15 protein-coding genes are annotated in these 22,374 nt (G+C 61.2%); 11 read left to right on the top strand and 4 right to left on the bottom strand.

The annotated features are described in order from the left end of the window. The first annotated feature begins 1 nt into the window (after nt 1). Nucleotides 2-8,905 carry a non-ribosomal peptide synthetase gene (locus CHR90_RS01180; RefSeq protein ID WP_094406898.1) on the top strand — a complete coding sequence of 2,968 codons (8,904 nt, stop codon included), beginning with the start codon at nt 2-4 and terminating at the stop codon, nt 8,903-8,905. Here CHR90_RS01180 and CHR90_RS01175 read toward each other — a convergent pair. Both CHR90_RS01175 and CHR90_RS01170 read right to left on the bottom strand, forming a co-directional pair. Further along, the gene (locus CHR90_RS01175) at nt 8,902-9,579 is read right to left on the bottom strand and encodes a 4'-phosphopantetheinyl transferase family protein (protein WP_094406896.1); all 678 of its coding nucleotides are present in this window, start codon (nt 9,577-9,579) and stop codon (nt 8,902-8,904) included. The genes CHR90_RS01180 and CHR90_RS01175 overlap by 4 nt on opposite strands. A gap of 6 nt (nt 9,580-9,585) precedes the next feature. Then, the gene (locus CHR90_RS01170; RefSeq protein WP_170941247.1) at nt 9,586-10,335 is read right to left on the bottom strand and encodes a thioesterase II family protein; all 750 of its coding nucleotides are present in this window, start codon (nt 10,333-10,335) and stop codon (nt 9,586-9,588) included. A 100-nt stretch (nt 10,336-10,435) separates the two neighbouring features. Between CHR90_RS01170 and CHR90_RS01165 the strand changes: the two genes are divergently transcribed. From CHR90_RS01165 to CHR90_RS01155, 3 genes are read left to right on the top strand one after another with little or no spacing between them, the layout of a single operon-like run. After that, entirely contained in the window at nt 10,436-11,668 is a 1,233-nt protein-coding gene (locus CHR90_RS01165) for an MFS transporter (RefSeq protein ID WP_170941246.1), read from the top strand. Nucleotides 11,669-11,677: 9 nt separating this feature from the next. Beyond that, nucleotides 11,678-12,730 (top strand): GSCFA domain-containing protein, encoded by a 1,053-nt coding sequence (locus CHR90_RS01160; protein WP_094406890.1) that lies wholly within the window; start codon nt 11,678-11,680, stop codon nt 12,728-12,730. Beyond that, nucleotides 12,696-13,424 (top strand): hypothetical protein, encoded by a 729-nt coding sequence (locus CHR90_RS01155; RefSeq protein WP_141210837.1) that lies wholly within the window; start codon nt 12,696-12,698, stop codon nt 13,422-13,424. Before CHR90_RS01160 ends, CHR90_RS01155 begins: the two co-directional genes overlap by 35 nt. Here the strand turns inward: CHR90_RS01155 and CHR90_RS01150 are convergent. Next, nucleotides 13,393-14,262 carry a TauD/TfdA dioxygenase family protein gene (locus CHR90_RS01150; protein WP_094406886.1) on the bottom strand — a complete coding sequence of 290 codons (870 nt, stop codon included), beginning with the start codon at nt 14,260-14,262 and terminating at the stop codon, nt 13,393-13,395. The genes CHR90_RS01155 and CHR90_RS01150 overlap by 32 nt on opposite strands. 312 nt (nt 14,263-14,574) lie before the next feature. On the opposite strand from CHR90_RS01150, the gene CHR90_RS01145 reads away from it, so the two are divergent. Then, on the top strand, nt 14,575-15,285 hold the full coding sequence (locus tag CHR90_RS01145) for a GntR family transcriptional regulator (RefSeq protein ID WP_170941245.1): 711 nt from the start codon (nt 14,575-14,577) through the stop codon (nt 15,283-15,285). On the opposite strand, the gene CHR90_RS01140 is transcribed toward CHR90_RS01145, so the two are convergent. Further along, nucleotides 15,274-16,230 (bottom strand): PDR/VanB family oxidoreductase, encoded by a 957-nt coding sequence (locus tag CHR90_RS01140; protein WP_094406881.1) that lies wholly within the window; start codon nt 16,228-16,230, stop codon nt 15,274-15,276. The two genes, CHR90_RS01145 and CHR90_RS01140, sit on opposite strands and share 12 nt — an antisense overlap. A 207-nt stretch (nt 16,231-16,437) precedes the next feature. On the opposite strand from CHR90_RS01140, the gene CHR90_RS01135 reads away from it, so the two are divergent. The 6 genes from CHR90_RS01135 to CHR90_RS01110 all read left to right on the top strand — a co-directional run bounded on the left by CHR90_RS01135 (nt 16,438) and on the right by CHR90_RS01110 (nt 22,329). Then, nucleotides 16,438-17,463: an aromatic ring-hydroxylating dioxygenase subunit alpha gene (locus tag CHR90_RS01135; protein WP_094406879.1), complete on the top strand. Its 1,026-nt coding sequence runs from the start codon at nt 16,438-16,440 to the stop codon at nt 17,461-17,463. Between the two features lie 353 nt (nt 17,464-17,816). Further along, nucleotides 17,817-18,920 (top strand): ABC transporter substrate-binding protein, encoded by a 1,104-nt coding sequence (locus tag CHR90_RS01130; RefSeq protein ID WP_229671611.1) that lies wholly within the window; start codon nt 17,817-17,819, stop codon nt 18,918-18,920. Nucleotides 18,921-18,982: 62 nt separating this feature from the next. Then, nucleotides 18,983-19,852 carry a branched-chain amino acid ABC transporter permease gene (locus CHR90_RS01125; protein WP_094406874.1) on the top strand — a complete coding sequence of 290 codons (870 nt, stop codon included), beginning with the start codon at nt 18,983-18,985 and terminating at the stop codon, nt 19,850-19,852. Further along, on the top strand, nt 19,849-20,859 hold the full coding sequence (locus CHR90_RS01120; RefSeq protein ID WP_094406872.1) for a branched-chain amino acid ABC transporter permease: 1,011 nt from the start codon (nt 19,849-19,851) through the stop codon (nt 20,857-20,859). The genes CHR90_RS01125 and CHR90_RS01120 overlap by 4 nt, the downstream gene beginning before the upstream one ends. Next, nucleotides 20,856-21,614, top strand: a complete 759-nt coding sequence (locus tag CHR90_RS01115; protein WP_094406870.1) for an ABC transporter ATP-binding protein — start codon at nt 20,856-20,858, stop codon at nt 21,612-21,614. Before CHR90_RS01120 ends, CHR90_RS01115 begins: the two co-directional genes overlap by 4 nt. Continuing rightward, the gene (locus CHR90_RS01110) at nt 21,601-22,329 is read left to right on the top strand and encodes an ABC transporter ATP-binding protein (RefSeq protein ID WP_094406868.1); all 729 of its coding nucleotides are present in this window, start codon (nt 21,601-21,603) and stop codon (nt 22,327-22,329) included. The genes CHR90_RS01115 and CHR90_RS01110 overlap by 14 nt, the downstream gene beginning before the upstream one ends. Nucleotides 22,330-22,374 lie beyond the last annotated feature (45 nt).

Genomic DNA, 22,374 nt, shown 5'->3' with positions numbered 1-22,374 from the left:
GATGATTGCGGAACAGCCCTTCTCGCTGGTGGCGGCATTTCGCGCCCGCGCCGCTACTCATCCTGCGGCCATCGCCATAGAGGATGGGGAAACGCAGTTTAGCTATGCCGAGCTTGATGCGTGGAGCGATCAGATCGCGGCGGCGCTCATCGCGGTTGACGTTGCGCCCGGTAGCGCCCTTGGTCTGTGTCTACCCCGATCCGCCGCGTTGATCGCGGCCATGCTGGGCGGCTTGAAGGCCGGGGCGACGCTCGTGCCGCTTGATGCGGCCAGCCCGCCCGACCGGCAAGCCTTCATTCTTCGCGATGCGGGATGCGCAACCCTTTTGGCTTGTGGGGGCATCAGCGTAAAAACAGCGCTGGTGCCGGGGTTCTGCGGCACGCTTGAGGCGCTACTCGCCCACAACGCGGCCTTACCCGCCGCTTGGCCACCCCGTCCGCCGAAGACACCCGCGTTTCTATTCTATACCTCGGGCACGACCGGCACCCCGAAGGGGGTCGAAGTTGGTGAGGCAGGAATCCAGCGGTTGTATCGCGCCCCGGCCTATGGCCCGCTGACCCCAGAGGACCGGGTTGCCCTTGTCTCCAATCCGGCCTTCGATGCGCTCAACTTCGACATTTGGGCGCCGCTGCTCGCCGGGGGGTGCTGCGTTGTTATTCCCGAAGCCGAGATTCTCGACCCGGCCCGCTTTGCGGCGCGGCTGGAGTCTGCGCGCATTTCGATCATGTTCCTAACCGTGGCGCTGTTCAACATGATTGCCGAACAGCACCCCCCGTGCTTTCGCCAGATGCGCCGCCTGTTGATCGGCGGCGAAGCCTTAAATGCTGCCGCCGTCCGCGCCTGGTATCAGGCCAATCCGGCCAGCCCCTGCCAGATCGTCAATGTCTACGGGCCGACCGAAACCACCACGTTCGCTCTCGGGTTTCCCATCCCGCGCGATTGGGCGGAAGATCAGGTGCCAATCGGCACTGCGCTACCCGATACGCCTGTGCGACTACTGACCGAGACGATGAGCGCGGCAAGGGCAGGGGATACCGCCGAGCTTTATATTGGCGGAACCGGTGTCGCCGACGGGTATCGCAACCGCCCAGAAGAAACCGCGCACCGCTTTGTGGCGCTGACCGAACCGGATGGGCGTGAGGGCCGCTATTACCGTACTGGCGATCTCGTGCGCCTGCGGACCGATGGCACGCTCGACTATCGCGGTCGAGCTGACCGGCAGATCAAAATTCGCGGCTTTCGCGTCGAGCCAGGGGAAATAGAGTCCTGCCTCTGCGCGCATCCCGCCATCCGGCAGGCCTATGTATGTGCCCATCGCCCGCCGGACGCGCCCGACCAGCATCAGTTACTCGCCTTTCTCGTCACTAATGCAACCGCAACGCCCGCCCTGCTGCGCGCACATTTAGCCGCCCATCTACCCGCCTACATGCACCCCCATCGGCTGTACCGACGGGACATTCTTCCGTTAACCCCCAATGGTAAGATTGATCAGGCGCAGCTTCTGAAAACCCTCGATAGCCCTTGGGAGGATGCCCCCGCCGTGGGGCCGACAGAACAGGGTGATTCGGCCCTCGCCCGTTTGCTCGCGCTCGCCGGGGCGCTTCTCGGTCAAGCCGGGCTCGCCGGAAGCAGCCGCTTTACGGCGTGCGGGGGCGACTCCCTCCTCGCTCTGCGGTTTCGCTTTGCCATCCAGCGAGAGTTCGGGGTGGATCTGCCCATCGGAGCGATCTTAAGTGCACCTTTCGCCCAGTTGGCAGAAGGCTTGGCCAAGGCACCCACCAGCTTTTATCCGCCCTTCCCCGCGCGGCAGGACGACGCTCGGCGCGGCCCGGCCACGGCAGAACAAACCCGCCTTTGGCTGTTAAACCAGCGTACCCCCGACAGTACTGCCTATAATACCCCGTTCATCTTTCGCGTGTCCGGCGAAATCGATACCGACGCACTGGCCGATGCTGTCACGGGGGTCTTGGCGCGCCACCCCGGCCTGCGCGCGCGGTTCGCTTTGGGGCTAGAGGGGCTGGAGCAGATCATAGAGGCGGAGGCCCAGGCCTTCTACGCCTATCAGCCCGGCCAAGTGCGGATCGACACGTGGGAAGCGCTAGCGGCGCTGGTATTCGCCACCCCGTTTGATCTCAGCCGCTCCGGCCTGTTCCAAGTCCATTGGATGCCGTTTGATCGGGAAAACGGCGTTCTGCTGCTGCATGCCCACCATAGCGTGCTCGACGGCTGGTCCCTGTCGGTGATCTTCCGCGACATTGCGCAGCTCTACACCGAAATCTGCGGCGGGGAGCGTAAACCGATGGCGCCCGCGCCGTCGCCGCTTGATGTCGCCGCCTGGCAACGGGTCTGGCACGGCAGCCGGGCCTATGCTCAATTGCAGCCCGCCGCCCGGCACCATTTCGCCCAACCGCGCGAGTTTCTACCCGCGCGCACGCTTGCGCCGCGCCGCGCCGCCCAGATTCTGACCACCCGCCTTCCGAACGAACTTTGGCACGCTGTCGAAGCCTATGGTCGCGCCCAAGGGGTGACGCCGTTCGAAACGCTGGCCCCGGCCTTCGCCTGGGCGATTACCGCCATCACCGGCCTGCACCGTCCGCGCCTCGCAACCCCGGTGGTCAATCGTCCGCTGGACGGGTTTGCCGAAATCGTCGGCATGCTAGCCAATACTGTTCCCCTCACACTCGATAGCCGCCCAACCGAACCCCTAGGCGAACAGGCGCAGCGGTTAGCGGCAACCCTCCGGGCCGATCTCGCCTTCCAAGACGTTGCCTATAGCGATGTGATCGAGAGCGCGGCTGATGCCGGGTTTGATTTTCTGTTTGTTCTGGAAAACACAGATTTCGCTGGCCTGCGCTTAGGGACCACCACCCTCGACATGGCGTTTCCCGCGCAGGTGGATGGCAAATGCCCGCTGACGCTGACGCTTATCCCAATCGCAGAGGGGCTAACCTGCGTGTGGGAGTATCAGCCGGATTATCTCTCCCCCTCACAAACGGAGGCTCTCGCCGACCTGTTCGCAGTCGGGTTGCACCAACTTCTTGCGGCGCCCGAACAACCGCTTACCGCGCTGATGGCCCCGTATCGCTTCGGGTTGCTGCCGCCGGAAACCCGCCCGCCCGTTCTGCCGTTCGACCGGATTTGTGACTGGATTGAACTTCAGGCCGACCGCACGCCTGACGCCCTGGCCCTCGTTACGCCAGATGCGACATGTTCCTACACCCGTCTCTTGGCGCTGGCAGATCATCTCGCCGCCCTTCTTCTGACAACCTATGGGGCCGGGTTGGCCCGGGTGGCGCTTTATACTGACGGCGGGGCAGAGCATATCGTTGCCCTTCTGGCGCTAGCGAAACTGAATGTTACGATTGTTCCGCTCGATACCAGCTACCCTGCGGCAATTCTAAACCAGATATTATCTCAGGCGCAGCCTGACCTACTTCTTTACCAACCGGAGACCGAAATCTCCCTCTCAGCGCTCGGCGTAATCCCGGTTCCAGTCGATCGCTTAAACCTACCAGCGGCAGATGCCGCCCTCTCGCGCCAGCGCATCCGCCGTGCGGGAAATCGGCCCCTTTATCTGCTGTTCACCTCTGGATCAACCGGAACGCCGAAGGGCGTGACTGTTCCTGACGCCACCTTAAGCGGCCTTCTGCTTTGGCATCGGCAGGCCGGGGGTCTCGGGCAGCCCGCGCGGACGCTACAGTTCTCGAAACTCGCCTTCGATGTCTCCTTTCAGGAGATTTTTGGAACACTGACCTCGGGCGGGTGCTTCTATACCCTCCCTCCCCGTCTACGCCAGGATGCGGCGGGGCTTTTAACGCTGATGGCCGAACACCGGATCGAGCGTGTTCACATGCCTTATGTGGCCGTGCAACTTCTCGCCGAAGCGGCGGCGATTGATCCCATCGCGCTCCCCGATCTGCGCGCCGTTATATCCGCCGGGGAGCAAGTTCTGTGTACCGAAGCTATTCGGCGCTGGTTCGAAGGCTTACCCCAGGCGGTCTTGATCAATCATTATGGGCCGACCGAGACCCATGTGGTCAGCGCGTTCACTGCAACCGGTTCTGCCGCGGAATGGCCTTTACGGCTACCCATCGGCAGGCCCGCTGCGGGCGCGCGGCTGCTGGTTGTCGATGATTTTGATCTCCCGCTGCCCCCAGGCGTCGTTGGGAATTTGCTCGTTGGCGGGCCGATGGTGAACCGCTGTTATCTCGACCCATCGCCCCTAAATACTGCGCGCTTCGTAACCCTGCCGACGATTGGCGGTCTCTTCTACCGTACGGGTGACCTTGCGCGCGTGGATACCGACGGCCTGCTGCATTATCACGGTCGCACCGACGAGCAGGTGAAACTGAGCGGGCATCGGCTGGAACTAGGGCAGGTGGAGGCCGCCCTTATGGCGCACCCCGCTGTTGAAACCGCGATTGTTGAGAAGAGCGCGTCGGACCGTCTGACGGCCTATCTCGCCTGTCGCGCGCCTGTCACAGCGGCCACCCTTGCCGCCCATCTTGTGCCGCTTGTTCCGGCCTTTGTGCGGATCGAGCAATTTTGGCAGGTGGAAACTTGGCCGATGGCTCCCAGTGGGAAGATCGACCGGAAGGCCCTTGGGGAATGCGCCAAAGCCCTGCTGTCCCAAACCGACCCGCAGGATTCACACCTAACTGGGCGGGAGGCCGAAATTTGCCGCCTGTTCGACGCAACGCTGGGGATGCCGATCCGGCCAGACCAGACTTATTTTGAGGCTGGGGCTAGCAGTCTCAGTTTAATGCGGTTCCACTTAGCCTGCCGGAAACAGTTTGGCTGGTCGCTTGGGATTGCTGATCTCTTTTCGGCAACGACCCCCCGGCAACTCGCCGCCCGCTTTGGGACTGGGGGGACCGTACCCCCTCCATCCACGCCTAAGGTTTTGCCGACTACTGCCGAACCAATCGCAATTATCGGACTTGCCGTAAAAGCACCAGGCGCGGAAACGCTCGCCGATTTTTGGGCGATGATCCGGGATGGCGATAGCGGCATTCAGCTCTTTACGCCCGACGATCCCGCAAAGGTTGGCGCCCGCGCACAATTGGCGGGCATGATGGAATTTGACCCGGGCTATTTTGGTCTCAGTCCGCAAGAAGCCCGGTTGATGGACCCGCAGCAGCGGCAGTTGCTGATGGGGAGCGTGGAGGCGTTGGCGCATGCGGGACTTGCGGGGGCGATCGGGGCAGCCCGGATCGGAGTTGTCGCGAGTGGCGGCGAAAGCACTTATTTTCAAAGCCTTCTTTCCGGGCCAGACGCCGCGGCGCTGCCGGATGGATTTCAGATGGCCTTGCACCATGAAAAGGATTTCTTGGCGACTAAAATCGCCTATCACCTCAATCTAACCGGCCCGGCGTTGACGGTTCAGACCGCCTGTAGCAGTTCACTGGCTGGGTTACATCTTGCCGCAGGACTCCTCCGGCAGGGGGACGCCGATGCCATGCTGGTTGGCGGCGTTTTGATCGATCCCAGTCTAAGTGACGGCTACGTCCATCGACCCCATCATATCTTCTCTCAGGATGGTCACTGTCGCGCCTTCGGGGCAAACGCTAGCGGAACAATCGGCGGCAGCGGGTATGGGGTGCTGGTATTGAAACCCCTCGCCGCCGCTGAACGCGATGGCAATCGGATATATGCCATCCTCGAAGCCTCCGCCCTCAATAACGACGGGCGCGAAAAAATGGGGTATGCAGCCCCCTCCGTCGACGGGCAAGCTGCGGTGATCGACGCCTGCCTGCGCCGGGCAGGGTTAACCGGGGCAGATATCGGGTACGTCGAGGCCCATGGCACGGGTACCGCCCTCGGTGATCCAATCGAAATTGCCAGCCTAACTCAAGCCTTTACGGGGGCCGTCCCTGGCGGGTGCACCCTAGGGTCGCTGAAAAGTCAGATTGGCCATTTGGGCGCCGCAGCCGGTGTTTTGAGCATTATCCGGGCAACCCTGGCGCTCTATTTTCAAACGCTGCCCCCAACCTTGGGCGCGGACCCGCTTAATCCGGCGATTGACTGGGCCACAACACCGTTCCGACTGCTTGATCGGGCGCTTGCCTGGCCCGCAACGGCGCCGCGCCGCGCCTCGGTTAGCAGCTTCGGCATCGGCGGAACCAATGCGCATGTTATCCTGCGGGAAGCGCCGATGGGCCGCCCTGCCACCAGCCCCCCTATCGCCCCGGTTCTGACGATCAGCGCCCAGAGCAAGCCCGCGCTGGACATGCGCGCGTCTGCAATCGCAGCCTATCTTCGGGAGCACCCAGCACGGCTGCCAGAGGTTCTCTCACATCTTCACGGCGGCGATCCCGGCCTGCGCTGGCGTATTGCGGCGATCGGGGAAACGCTGCCATCGCTTTTGGCCGCACTTGCCGACGCAACGCCGACCGAAATCACCCCCGCCGATCAGCCAACCGATCCCATTCAACTCACGCCCGACGATATGGCGGCAGCGTGGCACCGTGGGGCGCGTTTCGTAGCCCCCACGGTGGCAGCGCCCTGGGACTTCCCGCCGCCCGCGTTTGAGTGCGCGACTTATAGCCTGCTACCGCCATTGGGCGGGCCGCCCACCCGGCGCGCAGCGGACCGCTGGCTATATCGCCCCGCCTGGCGCCCTGTCGATTGGGCCGAGGGTCCGTATCTCGATGGAACCTTGCTCATTCTCTCTCCCACCGTCCCGACTGACGCGGCGAAACTTGCCTTTGCCAACAAAGCGCGGCGCGTGGTCTGGGGCACCCAAGGTATCGACGCACTATCCTCGTTAACGCCACACGCGTCGGACGGCGGTCCGCTGTTCGTTCTCCTAACCCTGCCCCCCGACCCTCAGACCGGAATTGGTGAGACGATTGCGACCCTCGCCAAGCAGTTAGCCCCCCATAAGAACGCGCGGTTGGGATTTGTTAGCACCGGGGCAGCGCCGGGATTGCGCCCACTGAAGCAGCCTGCAGCCCTCCTCCTAGGGCCTGCATGCCGGATCATCGAGCAGGAATATGGGCTACCGTGCCGATGGGTGGATTGTGCAGAAGCGGATTTAGCCGCCGTTGCGCCCGTTCTTGGCCCCCTTTTTGATACCCCCCGGCACGACCGCTGGGCCGTGCATGATCATCGCCTCTGGCGGCGGACGTTAGTCCAGCAGGCCCTCCCCATTCTTCCGGCGGTCTTTGGACCGGGAACCTATCTCGTTCTGGGCGGCACGGGCGGGATTGGCGCGGCGCTCGCGGCGGAAATTCTCAGAGACCCGGGCACGTCGGTGGTTTTGGTCAGTCGGTCAGGACATGTGCCCGATCGGTTGCGGGGTGCCGCCGCACGCGTGACCGCCATTTCATTGGATGTGACCCAGCCGCTGACGACAGAGGCGGCGGTCGATAGGCTACTGCCAATGCTCCCCGCGCTGCAGGGTATCGTGCATGCGGTTGGCATCGGCGCGGGAGCCGTCCTGGAAACCCGCCCCCCCGGCGGGGTTCAGGTTGCCTATACTGCCAAACAGCGCGCAGCAGAGATTGCCGAAACCCTGGCCGTGCGGTTACGACCGGCCTTCCTGGTCTATTGCAGTTCGATGGCCACCGAATTCGGCGGCGTCGGCCAGTTCGACTATGCCGCGAGCAATGCCCTTCTCGACGGCTATGCCTTTCGTTCCGAACCTGCCGAGTGTCGGCGTCTTAGCCTTGGGTGGGATATTTGGCGGGAGGATGGCATGGCGGCGAACGGTGCCCTGACCGACGCGCGCCATCAGGCCCATCGCGCGGTCGGCTTAACGGCGACTGAAGGAGGATGGCTGTTCCGCCAAGCGCTCGCGCTCCCGGGGCCGCATTTGCTGATCTCAACCGTCGCGCCCGAGGAGGCGGACTATTTTTACGCGCCGCGTCGGGCCAGCGTCATAAAGGCCGAACCGGTAACGGCTTCATTCGCAACCGCCGCTGACCCATCGCCCGCCGCCTGCCTACGCGCGAGCTTTGAGCGTCTTCTGGGCCTGACATCGCTGCCTGCCGATGTCGCCCTAGCCGATCTTGGTGCGGATTCCCTGACTCTTCTCGACGCGCTGGCAGACCTCGAAAGCCAGTGTGGAATCCGCCTTGCCCTGTCCAAGATTGGCCCGGACGCGACTTTGACAGATGTAATCGCCCTGGCCCTGCCCCCCCCAGCAGAGCCAACCCGGTGGACAGGGGTCGTCCGGGTTGACCCATGGCGCAGTGGACGGGATGGCCGCCACTATGTGCTGATCCATCCGGTTGGCGGCGACGTTCAAGCCTACCGCGCCCTTGCGCAGGCCCTGCCCCGCTCGGCGGCGCTGTCGGTCATCGCCGATCCCCGCTTGACCGAGGCGACGCTTCCGCCCCTCCCTCTGGCCGCACGTGCGGCGCAGTATCGGGCAGCGCTTTCCGCCCCCGCCAACCGGGTTTACCTCATTGGCTGGTCATTTGGTGCGTGGGTTGCGGCAGCAATGGCCGCCGAGGCCGAGGCCAAGGGGGTTCCCGTCGCTGGCGTGACGTTGATCGATCCGCCCGCCCCCGATGCGGGGACTGCCTGGCAAGCCTACACGGGCGATCAAATCGATACCCTCTTCCGGCAGGAGGTGTTGAGCCATCGGGGGGCCGGGTCCGCCGAAGATCTGGGCGAATATCTCAACCGGCTCACCGACTGCTGCCGGGCGAATATGGCGAGTATGATAGCCCATCGCCCTGACCCGCTGCTGACCACCCCGGCCCATCTCGTTCTCGCGGGGAAGGCCCATGCCCACCTCCCGTTCACCCCTGCCGAAGTGCAGCGCCGCAGATGGGCCGAATTGCTGCAACGGTTGGAAACGGTAACGCTTCTTCCTACAGACCATTACGGCCTGATGGACGGCGAGGCGGTGCAGCGCATAGCGGAGGAAATCGCAGCATGTGCCCAGCCGGTCTAAAGCGCCACCCGCACTATGGGTCCGGCAGTTACCGGCGTTGCGACCGCACCGACCAGCCCCTCTTCGGCCATGAGAGAAAGATCGCGCAGGCGCAGCGGCGGCATGCCGTCGAGAATCGGCGCAGAGGCGGCAAGCTGCGTGTCGAGCGCGGTCAACTCATCGCTAAGGCCAATCCCCCAAGCTTTCAACGCGGCTTCCTTGCGCGTCCAGCAGCGCAAGAACAGCGCCCGTTGAGCCTCTGGCGGAGCGGGCTCCAGCATCGCGCGCTCGGCAGGGTGGGTGACCAGCGGCAAAAGATCGTGAAAGCGTCCGTCGCGCGGGCCGATCTCGATATCGACGCCAACCGTGCTTCCCAGAATCAGCGCCAGATAGCCGCCGCTGTGGGAGAGGTTGAAACCGATCTCATCCGGCAAATACGGTTTTCCCTGCGGGCCGATCGCCATATCGGGACGGCGGTCGTCGCCGAAAACCAGATAGCGCGCAAGCATGCGACCGAGGCTGAAGGCCAACCGGTCCGTGGTAAGGTGAAACCGCACGGCCCGCGCCGCCTCGGCATTGGTCAGCCCTTGCTCGACCGGGGGTGGGGTCTCGATGGGCAGAATAACCAGCGGCACCGCCCCAGCGGCAAGAGCCTCCAGGGCAGCCCGACGCAGGGCCGAGTAACGGGCGCGCATCCCACGCTACCCGGTCAAAACTTGCTCGGCGCATGTTGCCAGCGCCGTCAAAATTGGGCGCGGGGCTGTCTCGATGAGGAAATGATCCCCGTCGAGTTCCGTCAAGCTAAAGCCACCCTCGGTCAGTTCGGCCCAACCGTGCATGGTTTCGAGCGGGATGATCTGGTCGCGGCTCCCCGCAAACCCGATGATCGGGCAGGTCAACCGAGGGGCTTGCTGGGGCCGATAGCCGTTGCACAAGGTGAAATCGGCCTTGATGACCGGAAGCAGCAAATCGACGAGTTCAGGATAGACCAGCACCCGGTCGAAATCGGGATTAAAGGCCAGGATTTCGGCGATCAGGGTTTCCCGATCATCGGTGTCAACATTGGGCAGGCGGCGCTTGGCAAACGGCGTGGAAGACGTACAGGCGAACAGCGCCACGGGTGCCGACAAGCGGCGCTGCAAAAGTTCCTGCGCCAATGCATGGGCAATCCAGCCGCCCATACTAGACCCGAACAATGCGTAGGGCAGCGCCGTGTAGGGCGTTATCGCGTCAGCCAATGCCGTAATCAAATCAGCCATCGCCCGAAACGGCGGATCAGCGAGGCGCAGCCCGCGCCCCGGCAGCAGCACTGGGATCAGGGCAACGGTTGGGGGCAACAGTCGTTGCCACCGATTATACAGGCTTGTATCGCCGCCTGCCTGGGGCAAACAGAGAATATTCAACCGACCAGGGGTCGGCGGGACCGAGAACCAAACCGAGGTAGAATGCACCGAAAACTCCACACGCATCCCCTGCCAAAGTGGCGCATCCTAACCCGCTGTTCGGGTCGGGCAAAGTCTTTCGCATCCCCTTATGGGGGCGGCGGTTAAGATGCGCCTAGCACCCCTCAACGGGCTTCTTTGGTTTTGGACCACGCTTCGCGATATTTCGTTGGAGGCCAAGCTTCTTCTGGTCGCCATCAGCCTTTCGAAGCTTGCGGTATTTATGGTCTGGCCGTTCTTGACCGTCACAATGAACCAGCGGTTCGGAACATCGATCACCGAGATTGGGGCACAGTTTACCCTAGCCGGGATCGTCGCGCTGCTGGTAGCACCGCTGGCGGGCGGCCTTGCCGATCGCTTCAAACGCCCCCGGCTGCTGGCGCTGCTCTGCGCGGTGTCGCTCGGTGGTTTCGCCCTACCCGCCCTATGGCCAACGGAAGCGAGCTATATGCTGGCCGTTATGGTCATCGCGACGGCGGGCGGAATGATCGAGCCCTTACTTCGTTCTGCGCTTGGCGATTGCGCCAGGACCGATGCCGGACGGCCCATTCTATTTCACCTGCGCTATTACAGTGTGAATCTCGCGGTTGCCATTGGTCCGTTGTTGGGCATGGGGTTTGCGGATCGGCAGAGCGACCTTGTCTTCCTAGCGGCAGCGCTGGCATTTCTCATTTTGGGAATAAGCGTGCTCTATGCGGATCGGGTCGCACGCCCCGCCGAACCCGCGCCGACGCTCTGGGCTCTGCTCCCGGTACTTCTGAAGCACCGGCATTTCCGGGCGATTTTTATCGCCAATTTTCTGCTGGTGCTCATCTACGCGCAGATCGACGAGCCGCTGACCTTCTATCTCGTGACCCTGAGCGTGCCCGAATTGACCCGGCTGATCGTGCTCATCAATCTCACCAATACGGTGATGGTGCTGGGCTTTCATCTGTTGTTCATGCGCTGGCTGATTGCCCTGCCCGAACATCGGGCCTTTGCTCTCGCACTCGTCAGTCTGATGGGGGCGCAGGCCATCATTGCCGCCAATAGCGCTGCCATTCCTACTGTCTGGCTGCTGGCAATTGCCTGTGCCACTTTAGCGGAAATGATCGCGATGCCACTTTTTTCCACCATCATCGACCGCATGGCCCCGCCGGAAAGCCGCAATAGCTATTTCGGCGTTTATCTTTTGTCGAATGGCGGCGCGTCGCTGGCACCGATGATGGGCGCCCTGGTGATCAGCCTCTGGGGCGGTCCCGTGCTGTTTACCAGCATGGCGTTGATCTGCCTTCCGCTCGCTGCGCTGGGTTTCCGGCTGCTGCGCCCGACCGTCGCCCCCGCTCCCGGCAATACGAACTGAGGCCGACCGATGCCCCGCCCATCCCCCTATGCTGACTTGCCGCCCCGCGCCTTTTGGCGGCGCGCTGTCGCCGATCAAGACTTGCGCTATCTGCCCGATCTTTGGCAGCCGAAAACCCCCGTACTGCCTGGCCAGAAAATTGTGACTGCAGGGTCGTGCTTCGCCCAGCATCTCGGCCGCGCCCTCGCCGCGCGCGGCCTGACGTGGCATATCACCGAACCACCGCCGCCCGACTTGCCCGCCGAAGCCTGGACGGCAGCGGGTTATGGATTATTTTCCGCTCGGACAGGCAATATCTATACGGCTGCGATGCTCCGCCAATGGGTCACCTGGGCACTTGACGGCGTTCCCATGCCGCGCGAAGTATGGGCGGAGGGCGCGCGCTACTATGATCCGTTCCGCCCCTCGACACCCGCAGAAGGCTTCGCGAGCCGCTCTGATCTGGAGACGGCCCGCCACATAACACTCAATGCCTTTGCCCAGGCGTTGCGCGACGCCGATTGGTTCATCTTTACGATGGGACTAACCGAATATTGGCAAAATCGTCACCAAGCCTATGCCTATCCCACCTGCCCCGGCACCGTGCGCGGACAGTTTCGAGCGGCGGATCATCGTCTGTGCAATCAGACTTACGCCGAGACCTACGAGGATATGGCCGCTGTTTTCGGCCTGATCCGCCAGCATAACCCCGGTATTCGCTTCTTGCTCACAGTCTCCCCCGTGCCGCTAACGGCAACGGCGACTGGAGACCATGCGCTCGTCGCGTCTACCTATACGAAGTCGCTTTTACGGGCCGTCGCGGGCGAGCTTCGTGATCGCTTGGACGATGTCGATTATTTTCCATCCTTTGAACTAATCTCGGCCTTCCCCTTCGGAGGCTGGGCCTACGAGGCCAATCGACGGAGCGTTTCACCTGCTGGGGTGGCCTTTGTTATGGATCACTTCTTCGGGCAACAACCGGCGTTACTGTCTTCCCCCCCTCGGACACCCCCCGCTGTAGGGCGCCCCCCGCAGGATATTTTGTGTGATGATGATGTGCTCGACTATTACCAAACCCGTTGATTTCTTGCTGCTGGGCGATTCCCATGCCGGGGCAATTGGCAAGGCCGCAACGCGCCGAGGATTGGCTTTCGTTGGTGGTCCGCTTGGATCGGGGCGAGACTTTACCGCCGATTTTTGCGACTTCACGGCAGAGGGATGCCGCTTTCACCGGGACGAGGTGGAAAGCCTAGTCGCAGGGTTCTTAGCGGAAATCGACACACAGAGCCTTTATACGCTGCGCGTGCCGCTGGTCGCGACCTTTGGCCTATGCTGTCACGTTTATGCCGCTTGGGAAAATTGGCTGGGCTTTCAGGATCAGGCGGGTCAATTTCCACCGGACTTTCTCGAAAGCCAATTTTTTGCTGACGTGATTGGCGAAATGGCAAGGGGCGCCCTGGGTTTCTATACCGGCCTTCAGGTGCACGGCGTGGCTGTTTACGCGGTTTTGCCGCCCCAACGGGTGCCTGAGATTGCTGATCCGCGTGTGTTTTTTGCGGCACAAGCCGCCTTGATCACAGCGTTGGAACGGGCAAAAATTCCGATCATCGACGTGCGGGCGCACGCCTGTGCTCCCGATGGCGGGCAATTGGCGCCCTATTGCGAACCCCAGGATCCGCTGCATGGCAGCGAGGCCTTCGGGGATTTGATCCTCGACGCCCTCGCCCCAATCCTAGCCGCTCGGGTCAGCGCGCCGGCACACTCCCGAGAACAGTAACCCGTTCGCCGTAGCGGGAATGGGGAAAATAGTCCCAAATGGCATGATGCTGGGCACAGCGGTTATCCCAGAATACCAATGTTCCCGGCGCCCAACGCACGCGGCAGTTCAGCACCTGTTCGCGGGCGACGAGGCCGAATAGGTAATCTAGGACAGCCCGGCTCTCCCCCGGTGATAGCTGCGGGATATGGGTTGTGAAGCCCGAGTTGACGAACAGCAGCTTCCGCCCCGTTTCTGGGTGCCGGACGATAATCGGATGTTCCGACTTGGGTAGGCCCGGCGGCGCCTCATAGCCCTGCCAGGGGACCGCCCCATCGTGAAGGGCCGTTAGACCTTCAAGAAATGCTTTCATGGTCGGCGAGAGCATCTCATACGCAAGATACATGCTGGCGAAAAGCGTATCGCCCCCCGTCCCGATCTCTGGGATACGATGCATGTAAAGCAGCGAGCCGAGCGAAGGGGCCGGATCGGCGGTACCGTCCGCGTGCCAAACCTCCCCCGCGACGAACTTCGATTCCTTACTGGCTTTGATGATCACAAGCTCAGGGTCATCGCCGTCGATATCCTCAACCGGCAAGACCCGAAGTGGGCCGAAGCGGCGCGCGAAACCTTTCTGCTGCTCTACAGTCAAGACCTGATTGCGAAACACAAGAACTTGGTTTTCAAGGAAAGCCCGTTTGATTTCGTCAAACACGGGGTCAGAAACCGGACGGGCGAGATCTACCCCACTAATTTCCGCCCCAATGATTGGGGTGAGCCGATCAACCGTAATGTGGGAATAGGGCGCGCGTTCCTCTCCGGCGATGCGTCCAACCGCCTCCAGACAATATCGATCCATTCTGAGTCCGCTCAATCTTTAGCGCCGCAGCGCGATACGCGCATCTTGCAGGTTCTTTTACACCTGTAAAGTGTGCAATTGCGCTTGTAACGTTTGCCTAACCCTGAAATAGGTTAAGCGCGCGCAATCAGGTCTTAGGCTATCGTTCAACACACTCCCCTAAAAATGGCCCGTGCCTTGACGGGTGGGACAAGGTGTCAAATCGGAAAAACTTTGCCTTTTCATCTCGCGATTGCCACGCAGATTGCCCGGTGTTCACATTCGGTTATCGGCACGGCAATCACACCTATGCCGCCGATCGGGAGGGTTGGAATGTCGCAGCAAAGGCAGATTATTCTGCGTGTGCGGGAAATGATTATGACGGGCGCCTTGCAGGCCGGTGAGCGCGTTACAGAAATACGGCTGGCACAGTCGTTAGGGGTTTCACGAACGCCTGTCCGCCACGCTCTGAGCATTCTGGCGCAAGAGGGGTTACTGGTTTCCGCAGACGTCGGGCGCGGTTTTGTTGTCCGGGCTTTTTCCGAAAAAGATATTCGGGATGCAATCTTACTGCGGGGCATTCTGGAGGGAACGGCAGCCCGTCTGGTTGCCGAAAAGGGCCTGGATGTGGATTCCCGCAAGATTCTACAGTCCTGCCTAACACGCGGGGAAGCGATCTTCGCCAAGGGAATGCTGCACCCCGGCGACGGCATAGAGTGGGCCGAAATTAACGAGGTGTTTCACAACACACTGGTGGCCGCCGCCGGAAATACAGCGCTAACCCAAGCCTTAGCCCTGAATGATCGGATTCCCTTTGCCTCCGCCAGCGCGTTTTTCGACGATGCGGAAAATGCCCCCGTCTTGACCCAGCAATTTGCCGTGCTGCGCCGAGCGCAAGAGCAGCACGAGAGTCTGTTTGCCGCCTTGGTCGCGCGCGAAGGTGCCCGCGCCGAGGCTTTGATGCGGGAGCATGCCTATGTGGCCATCGACAATATCGCGCTTTTCCGCGCGCCCACCGACGCCCCGTCTGGGTCAGAGGTCTAGCACCAGCTCCCCCGCCGTCATCCGCGAGACGCAGAGACAAAGCCTGTCCCCCGCCGCTTTCTGGGCAGAACTTAAAAAGACGTCCCGATGCTCAAGCGCTCCGGTAGAACTGATGATTGGCGTGACGCAAAGCCCGCAGCTCCCCGCTTGGCAGCTATACAAAGGGTCATGACCGGCGGCGAGCACCACATCGAGAATCGTCTCGGTGGGGCCGATGGAATACCGTGCGCCGTTTCGGGCCAGAATGACATCAAACCCCTGCGGCGCGTCCGATGGCGCGGACGGCGCCGCCGCAAAGCGTTCGGAGTGAATCTGGGCGGAGGGCCACCCCCGCCGTTGTGCCGTTTGCACAACCGCATCGATGAGCGGGCCCGGACCACAAACATAGACGTGCCGATCGGGGGCCGGGTTGGCGAGAACGGCGTCAAGCGGAAGCCCGCGCCGAGGATCACCGCCATCACAATTGAAACTGAGACGGTCGCCGGCGACTTCGGCCAAAGCGGCAAACAGCGCCGCATTTGCCCAATCCCTCACGGTATAATGGACATGGAAATCCGCCCCCGCCGCCGCCAAACTCTGCGCCATCGCCAGAATTGGCGTGATGCCGATTCCCCCCGCGATAAGCAGGCTTGTCCCGGCACCCGGAACGAGCGGAAACCCGTTTGGCGGCAGGCTCGCGGGCAGCACATCGCCAACGGCGGCCTGATCGTGCAAATAGGCCGATCCCCCGCGCCCTCCCGCTTCGCGCTGAACCGAAATCCAAATCTCGCTCCCAGCCCGCCACACTGAGTAGGCCCGTGCCGCAGGCCCCTCGGGTAACGGCAGCGTGAGACGGATATGGGCGCCAGCCGCGGCCGAGGCGAGCGCCGATCCCCCCACCTCCTCCAATCGAAAGCTCTTCACCCGGCTTGTTTCGGGGCGAATGGCGGCAAGGCGCACCTGCATGATCGTTCCTCCCACTTAAGATTGTTATTGGATACAATAAACACTCTACCGCGAATTGGAAGAGGCGGCCGCATTGCTAAAAACTGCAATTTTTCTGAATTGATCGAGGTCACCCGAGACTCGCTTGACGTATTTTTGTATCCAATCATAGAATGCCTGCGCATTTCTGCCCGGCATGCGCAGAATCAAAAACCAAGGGAGGGAAGCATGTTTTTAAAAGACCAATGGTACGCCGTGGCCTGGGACCGCGACATCGGGGGGAAGCCTGTTGGGCACACCATTTGCGGGGAGAAGATTGTTTTCTACCGGAAGCGCGACCGCAGTCTTGTGGCGCTGGAAGATTGCTGCCCCCACCGCCTGTTTCCGCTCTCGCAAGGGTCCGTGCACGATGATCGGCTCGTCTGCGGCTACCACGGGCTCACTTTTGCCGAGGGCGGGCAATGCGTGCATATGCCGAGCCAGGATACGATCAACCCCAACGCCCATATTCGCGCCTATCCGGTCGTCGAGCGGTATCGTTTTATCTGGGTGTGGATTGGCGATGCAGCTTTGGCCGATCCCGCCCGCATTCCCGCGCTTCCCTGGTGCGCCGATCCCGCCTGGGCGTTTGATGGCGGCACCTATCATACGGCCTGCGACTACCGGCTCGTCATCGATAATCTCATGGATCTAACCCATGAGACCTATGTGCATGCCACCAGCATTGGTCAAAAGGAACTCACCGAAGCCCCGTTCGACGCCAAATTGGTTGGGGATCGCGCCGTTGTTAGCCGATGGACCTTAAACGTCGAACCGCCCCCTTTCTGGGTCCATAATTGGAAATCCAAGGAGTTGGTCGATCGTTGGCAAATTTGTGAATATTCGGTTCCGAGCGTTATCACGATTGACGTCGGCGTTGCGCGGGCAGGCACGGGGGCGCCCCAGGGGGACCGTTCCCAAGGGATTTCTGCCACGGTCATCAACCTCATTACGCCCGAGACGGAGACCAGTTGTTTGTATCATTGGGGGTTTGCCCGCAATTTCGAAACCGACGATCAAGGTTTGACCGCGCGGATACGCGAGGCGCAAGGCGGCGTCTTTATGGAAGACATCGACGTCTTTGTGCATCAGCAGCAGAATATTCTCGCCCGCCCCGACCGCAAAATGATGAGCTTCAATATCGATGCAGGCGGCGTCCTAGCGCGCCGACTGCTCGACCGCGCACTCCAAAACTCAGCCAGCAAAGCGGCCTAACGATCCAATGCCAACTATCCGTCGTCACGACGCGGCGGAGAGTTCCCGGCATTGGGTAAGCCGATAGGGTCGCAGGGCCGGATCGGCAGAGCTAACAAAAACTTATACCGGCAGACGGCGATCTGACTTGAGATATTGTACAGCCTCCCCAGTATAGGCAGTCAGTGCTCTAACTGGAAATCTCTCGTCCCGGGAGATCCCAATAGAGTTATGCGGGCGCAGAAACCGCAAATTACCGAGTGCGAAGCTGCTCAAAAACGCGATTGGGAGGAACAAGAATGTTTTATTTGCGGAAGACCGTCATCGGTCTCGCGCTGGGCGTGGCGCTATCGTCGGGGTCCAGCCTAGCAGGCGTGATTAAGGTCGGGGTCGTCGGCCCCTTTTCAGGTCAATTTGCCCAAGGCGGCGAGAACTTCAAACAGGCTATTGAAGTCTACCAAGCTATTCATGGAAAAACCGTGAAAGGGGATACGGTCGAGTTCATCTACAAGGACTTACCGCAAGTCAACCCAGCTCAAAGCCGCGCGCTGTCTCAGGAACTCATTGTCAAAGATAAAGTGTCCTTCCTGGCGGGATATTTTCTGACGCCCAATGCCTTGGCCGTCGCCCCGCTGATCGACGAAGCCAATATTCCCGCCGTTATCTTTAATGCGGCGACCTCGATCATTACCGAAAAATCGCCGCGCTATGTGCGCACGTCCTTTACCCTGTGGCAGGTGACGGCGCCGCTTGCCGACTATGTCGCCAAACAAGGGGTCAAATCCGTCGTCACTGCCGTGACCGACTATGGTCCCGGCATTGATGCCGAGGCGGCGTTTAAAACCGTTTACGAAAAAGCGGGCGGCAAAATCGTTGATACGATCCGCATGCCTTTGAGCACGAACGATTTTGCGCCCTTCATGCAGCGCATTAAGGACTCGAAGGCCGAAGCGCTGTATGCGTTTCTCCCCGTCCCGATCACGACAACGTTCGTCAAAGCCTTTCAGGACAATGGCCTAAAGGAAACCGGGATCAAGTTTTACGGCCCGGGTGATTTGACCCAGGAACCGGACCTTCCCTCGATGGGCGATACGGCGCTCGGTCTTCTGACGGCGTTCCACTATAGCCAGGCCAATCCGTCGGCGCTCAATCAACAGTTTCTGGCTAAACATCGCGAGCTTTTCGGCAGCTCGGATAAAGTCACGTTCTTTTCGGTCGGCGCATATGATGGCGTTCACACCATTTATAAGATGATTGAAGCTGCCGGCGGCAAAGATGGCCTGAAAGCGGTCAACGCGATTAAGGGATTGTCTTGGGAAAGCCCCCGTGGCCCCGTCACCATCGATCCCGTTACCCGTCATGTCACCCAAAATGTCTATTTGCGCGTGACGGAAAAGAAGGACGGAAAGCTGCAAAATACGCAGTTTGAAACCCTGACCAATCAGCCCGATTGGGGCTATCCCGGCGTTATGAAATAGCCAAAAGCGGCCGAGGCGATTGAGCTACCCAAGGGTGGCTCGTCCCCCCAGGGAGAACCGGAATGGAAACGATCTTAGGGATCGCCGTCGACGGCGTTGCCTACGGCACAATCTTATTTATCATATCGGTCGGTCTTTCGGTCATGCTTGGCTTGATGCGCGTGGTCAATCTTGCCCACGGCGCCTTTGCGATGATGGCGGGCTATCTTGCTTCGTATGGCATGCAAAGTCTTGGTTTGCCCTATGGCCTGGCGCTTCTTGCCGCAATTCTGCTGACCGTTATCGTCACGCTGCCGTTGGAGCGGTTGCTCTATCGGCGGATCTATGGCGGCAATAATGAATTGCAGCAGGTGCTGCTCACGATTGGTCTGACCTTCGTGATCATTGCGATCGCCAATTACAGCTTCGGCCCGACCGTTAAGCGCATCCCGCTGCCGGACCTTCTAAGTGGCTCGGTTTCGCTCGGCTCCAAAACGATTCCTCTGCACCGGGCCTTTGTGATTGGCCTGGGGGCGGCGACGATTTTGGGGCTTTGGCTGCTGCTGGAGCGGACCAATTTTGGCGTCAGGCTGCGGGCCGCCGTCGATAATCCTGCCATGGCCGAAGCCTTGGGCATTCGCACCGAACGGCTTTATACGGCGGTTTTTGCCCTCTCCACCGGTCTTGCCGCGTTGGGCGGCGTGCTGGGGGCCGAACTTTTGCCGCTCGATCCCTATTATGCCATCCGGTACATCGTGCTGTTTTTGGCGGTCGTCGCCGTCGGCGGGGCGGGCAGTATTCTCGGGTCGGTCGTTGCGGCGCTGGCCTTGGGAATCCTCGATACGGCGGGGCGCTATCTTGTGCCAAACTTCGGGGAATTCTTTTTCTCGGCAGCCCTCATCCTTATTCTATTCCGCTGGCCGAACGGTTTCTTCCATCGGAGGGCCGCATGAGAGGCGATCTAATGCGTTTACCGGCGTTCCTCGAAAATCACCGCGCCCGCTGGGGTAGCGTGCTTGGCGAACCGGCCGTCCTGCCGTTAATGATCGGCGCAGGAATTCTAGGCTATTTTCTGTTCCCGGAGGATTTAGGGCTTCTGACCCGAATTCTCACGATGGCCCTCTATATTCTCTCGCTCGATCTCGTCTTAGGGTATGCCGGAATCGCGACCTTGGGCCACGCCGCCTTGTTTGGCGCGGGGGCCTATGCCGCCGGGATTATGGCGGTGCATATCGTTCAAGATCCGCTGCTGCTGCTGCTAATCGGCACCCTGGCCGGGGGGCTTGTTGCGCTGATCACCGGCGCGCTGATCCTGCACGCCCACGGGCTTACCTTGCTGATGTTGACGATTGCCGTCGCGCAGCTTCTGCAATCGCTCGCGAATAAATGGCGGGAGCTGACGGGGGGAAGCGACGGGTTATCGGGGATTGACCCCAGTCCGGTCCTCGGTCTGTTTCGGTTTGATCTCTACGGGCGGACCTCCTACCTCTTCGCGCTGGTTGTCTTGATCGTAGCCTATGCGATTGCCCGCCGGATCGTGCGCTCGCCGTTTGGGCTGGCCTGCCGGGGCGTCAAGGAAGACCCCTTGCGGATTGCCGCCCTTGGGGGCAATCCGCGCCGGTATCTGGTGGTCATGTACACGGTCGGCGGCGCTTTCGCCGGGTTGGCGGGCGCGCTAACCACGGTGACGACCGGGATCGTCGGGCTTGATAGCCTTGGTTTTACGCTGTCGGCAGAAGCCGTTGTTATGCTGGTGCTCGGTGGCACCGGTCGCCTCTACGGCGCCATTATTGGAACGGTCGCCTTTATGACCATCCACCATATTCTTGCCGCGACCGATCCCTTCCACTGGATGCTGTTCATCGGCCTTTTCCTGATTGGGATTGTGCTATTCGCCCCCGGCGGCATCACTGCCGTCAGTGAGAAACTGGCCCAACGCCTTGCCCGGAGGGGGACATGACCGAGCTTTTGCGCGTCTCCGGGCTCGTCAAGAATTTTGGCGGGCTTACGGTATCATCGAATGTGAATATGAGCCTGAAGGCAGGCGAGCGATGCGCGCTCATCGGGCCGAACGGCGCCGGGAAAACCACCTTCGTCAACCTCGTGACGGGCGTGTTGAAACCCTCTGCCGGAACGATTTATCTCGATGGGCAGGATGTCACCAAATTGCCGCCGCAAGCGCGGGTGCAGCGGGGATTAATCCGCTCATTTCAAATCGCGCGCCTTTTCCCAACCCTTACCGTTCGGGAGCATGTGCATCTTGCGCTGCTGCAACGCGGGCAAAAGACCTTCCGTCTCTTTGGCAGCTTGCGCCCCGATGCCGCCACCAAGGCCGAGATTGAAGACCTCTTGGCGGTCATGGGGCTGTCCTCGGTCGCGGAAACACCGATTTCGGCCCTCGCCTACGGGCTACAGCGGTTGCTGGAAATCGCCCTTGCCCTCGCCTTGAAGCCTAAAGTGCTGATTCTCGATGAACCGGCCGCAGGCGTTCCCCACTCCGAATCCCACCGGATTCTTGATGCGCTCGACCGGCTTCCCGCCGATTTAGCGGTCTTGATGATCGATCATGATATGGACCTCGTGTTCCGCTTTGCTCACCGCATCATCGTTTTGGCCCAAGGCCAAATACTGTGCAGTGGCTCCGCCGCAGAGATTTCGGCGGACCCGAAGGTTCGAGACGTTTACTTAGGGAGCAGAGCCCGTGAGCGCGCTTAAGGGACATCTTGAGGCCAAGGGCCTGACGGCGGGCTACGGGCAGACCCGGATCATCGAGGGCATTAGCCTTTCCGCCCCCGCCGGAAGCCGGATAGCCCTTTTGGGCCGTAACGGGGTTGGTAAAACGACAACGCTTGCAAGCCTTGTCGGGCAGACACGGCGCCATGCCGGCACACTGACCCTGGACGGGGTCGATTTAACCGAGCTTTCCGCCTCGCGGCGGGCCGAACTCGGGCTCGGCTATGTGCCGCAGACCCGCGATATTTTTCGCTCGCTCTCGGTCGAAGAAAACCTTGTGACCGGCCTTAAAGGGCGGCCACGGGCGGCCCTTGAGGAAGCTTATGCAATGTTCCCCCGCCTTAAGGAACGGCGCCGTAACGGCGGCGGCGCTTTGTCGGGCGGGGAGCAGCAAATGCTCTCTGTGGCCCGGGCTCTCCTGGGGCAACCCAGCGTCTTGCTCTTGGATGAACCGTTAGAGGGCCTAGCCCCAGTTATCTGCGACCAGCTTATGCAGGTGCTGACGACGCTGAAAATGACCATCATTTTGGTCGAGCAACAGGTCGATCGGGCCTTGGATTTTGCCGAACAGGTGATCTTTCTTGAACGGGGCCGGGTGATGCATCAGGGCGCCGTGGCCGATGTTCGCAACGATCATGCCCTCACCGAGCGCTTTTTAGGGGTCGATCTGGTCGAACAAACGGGCACAGGGGCTTAACACCCCTTCCCCCACCGCCCCCGCAACGGTATCGGCATGAAGGCG

Source organism: Elstera cyanobacteriorum (assembly GCF_002251735.1).
Classification (GTDB): Bacteria; Pseudomonadota; Alphaproteobacteria; order Elsterales; family Elsteraceae; genus Elstera; species Elstera cyanobacteriorum.
This window is presented reverse-complemented; position numbering and strand designations above follow the sequence as displayed.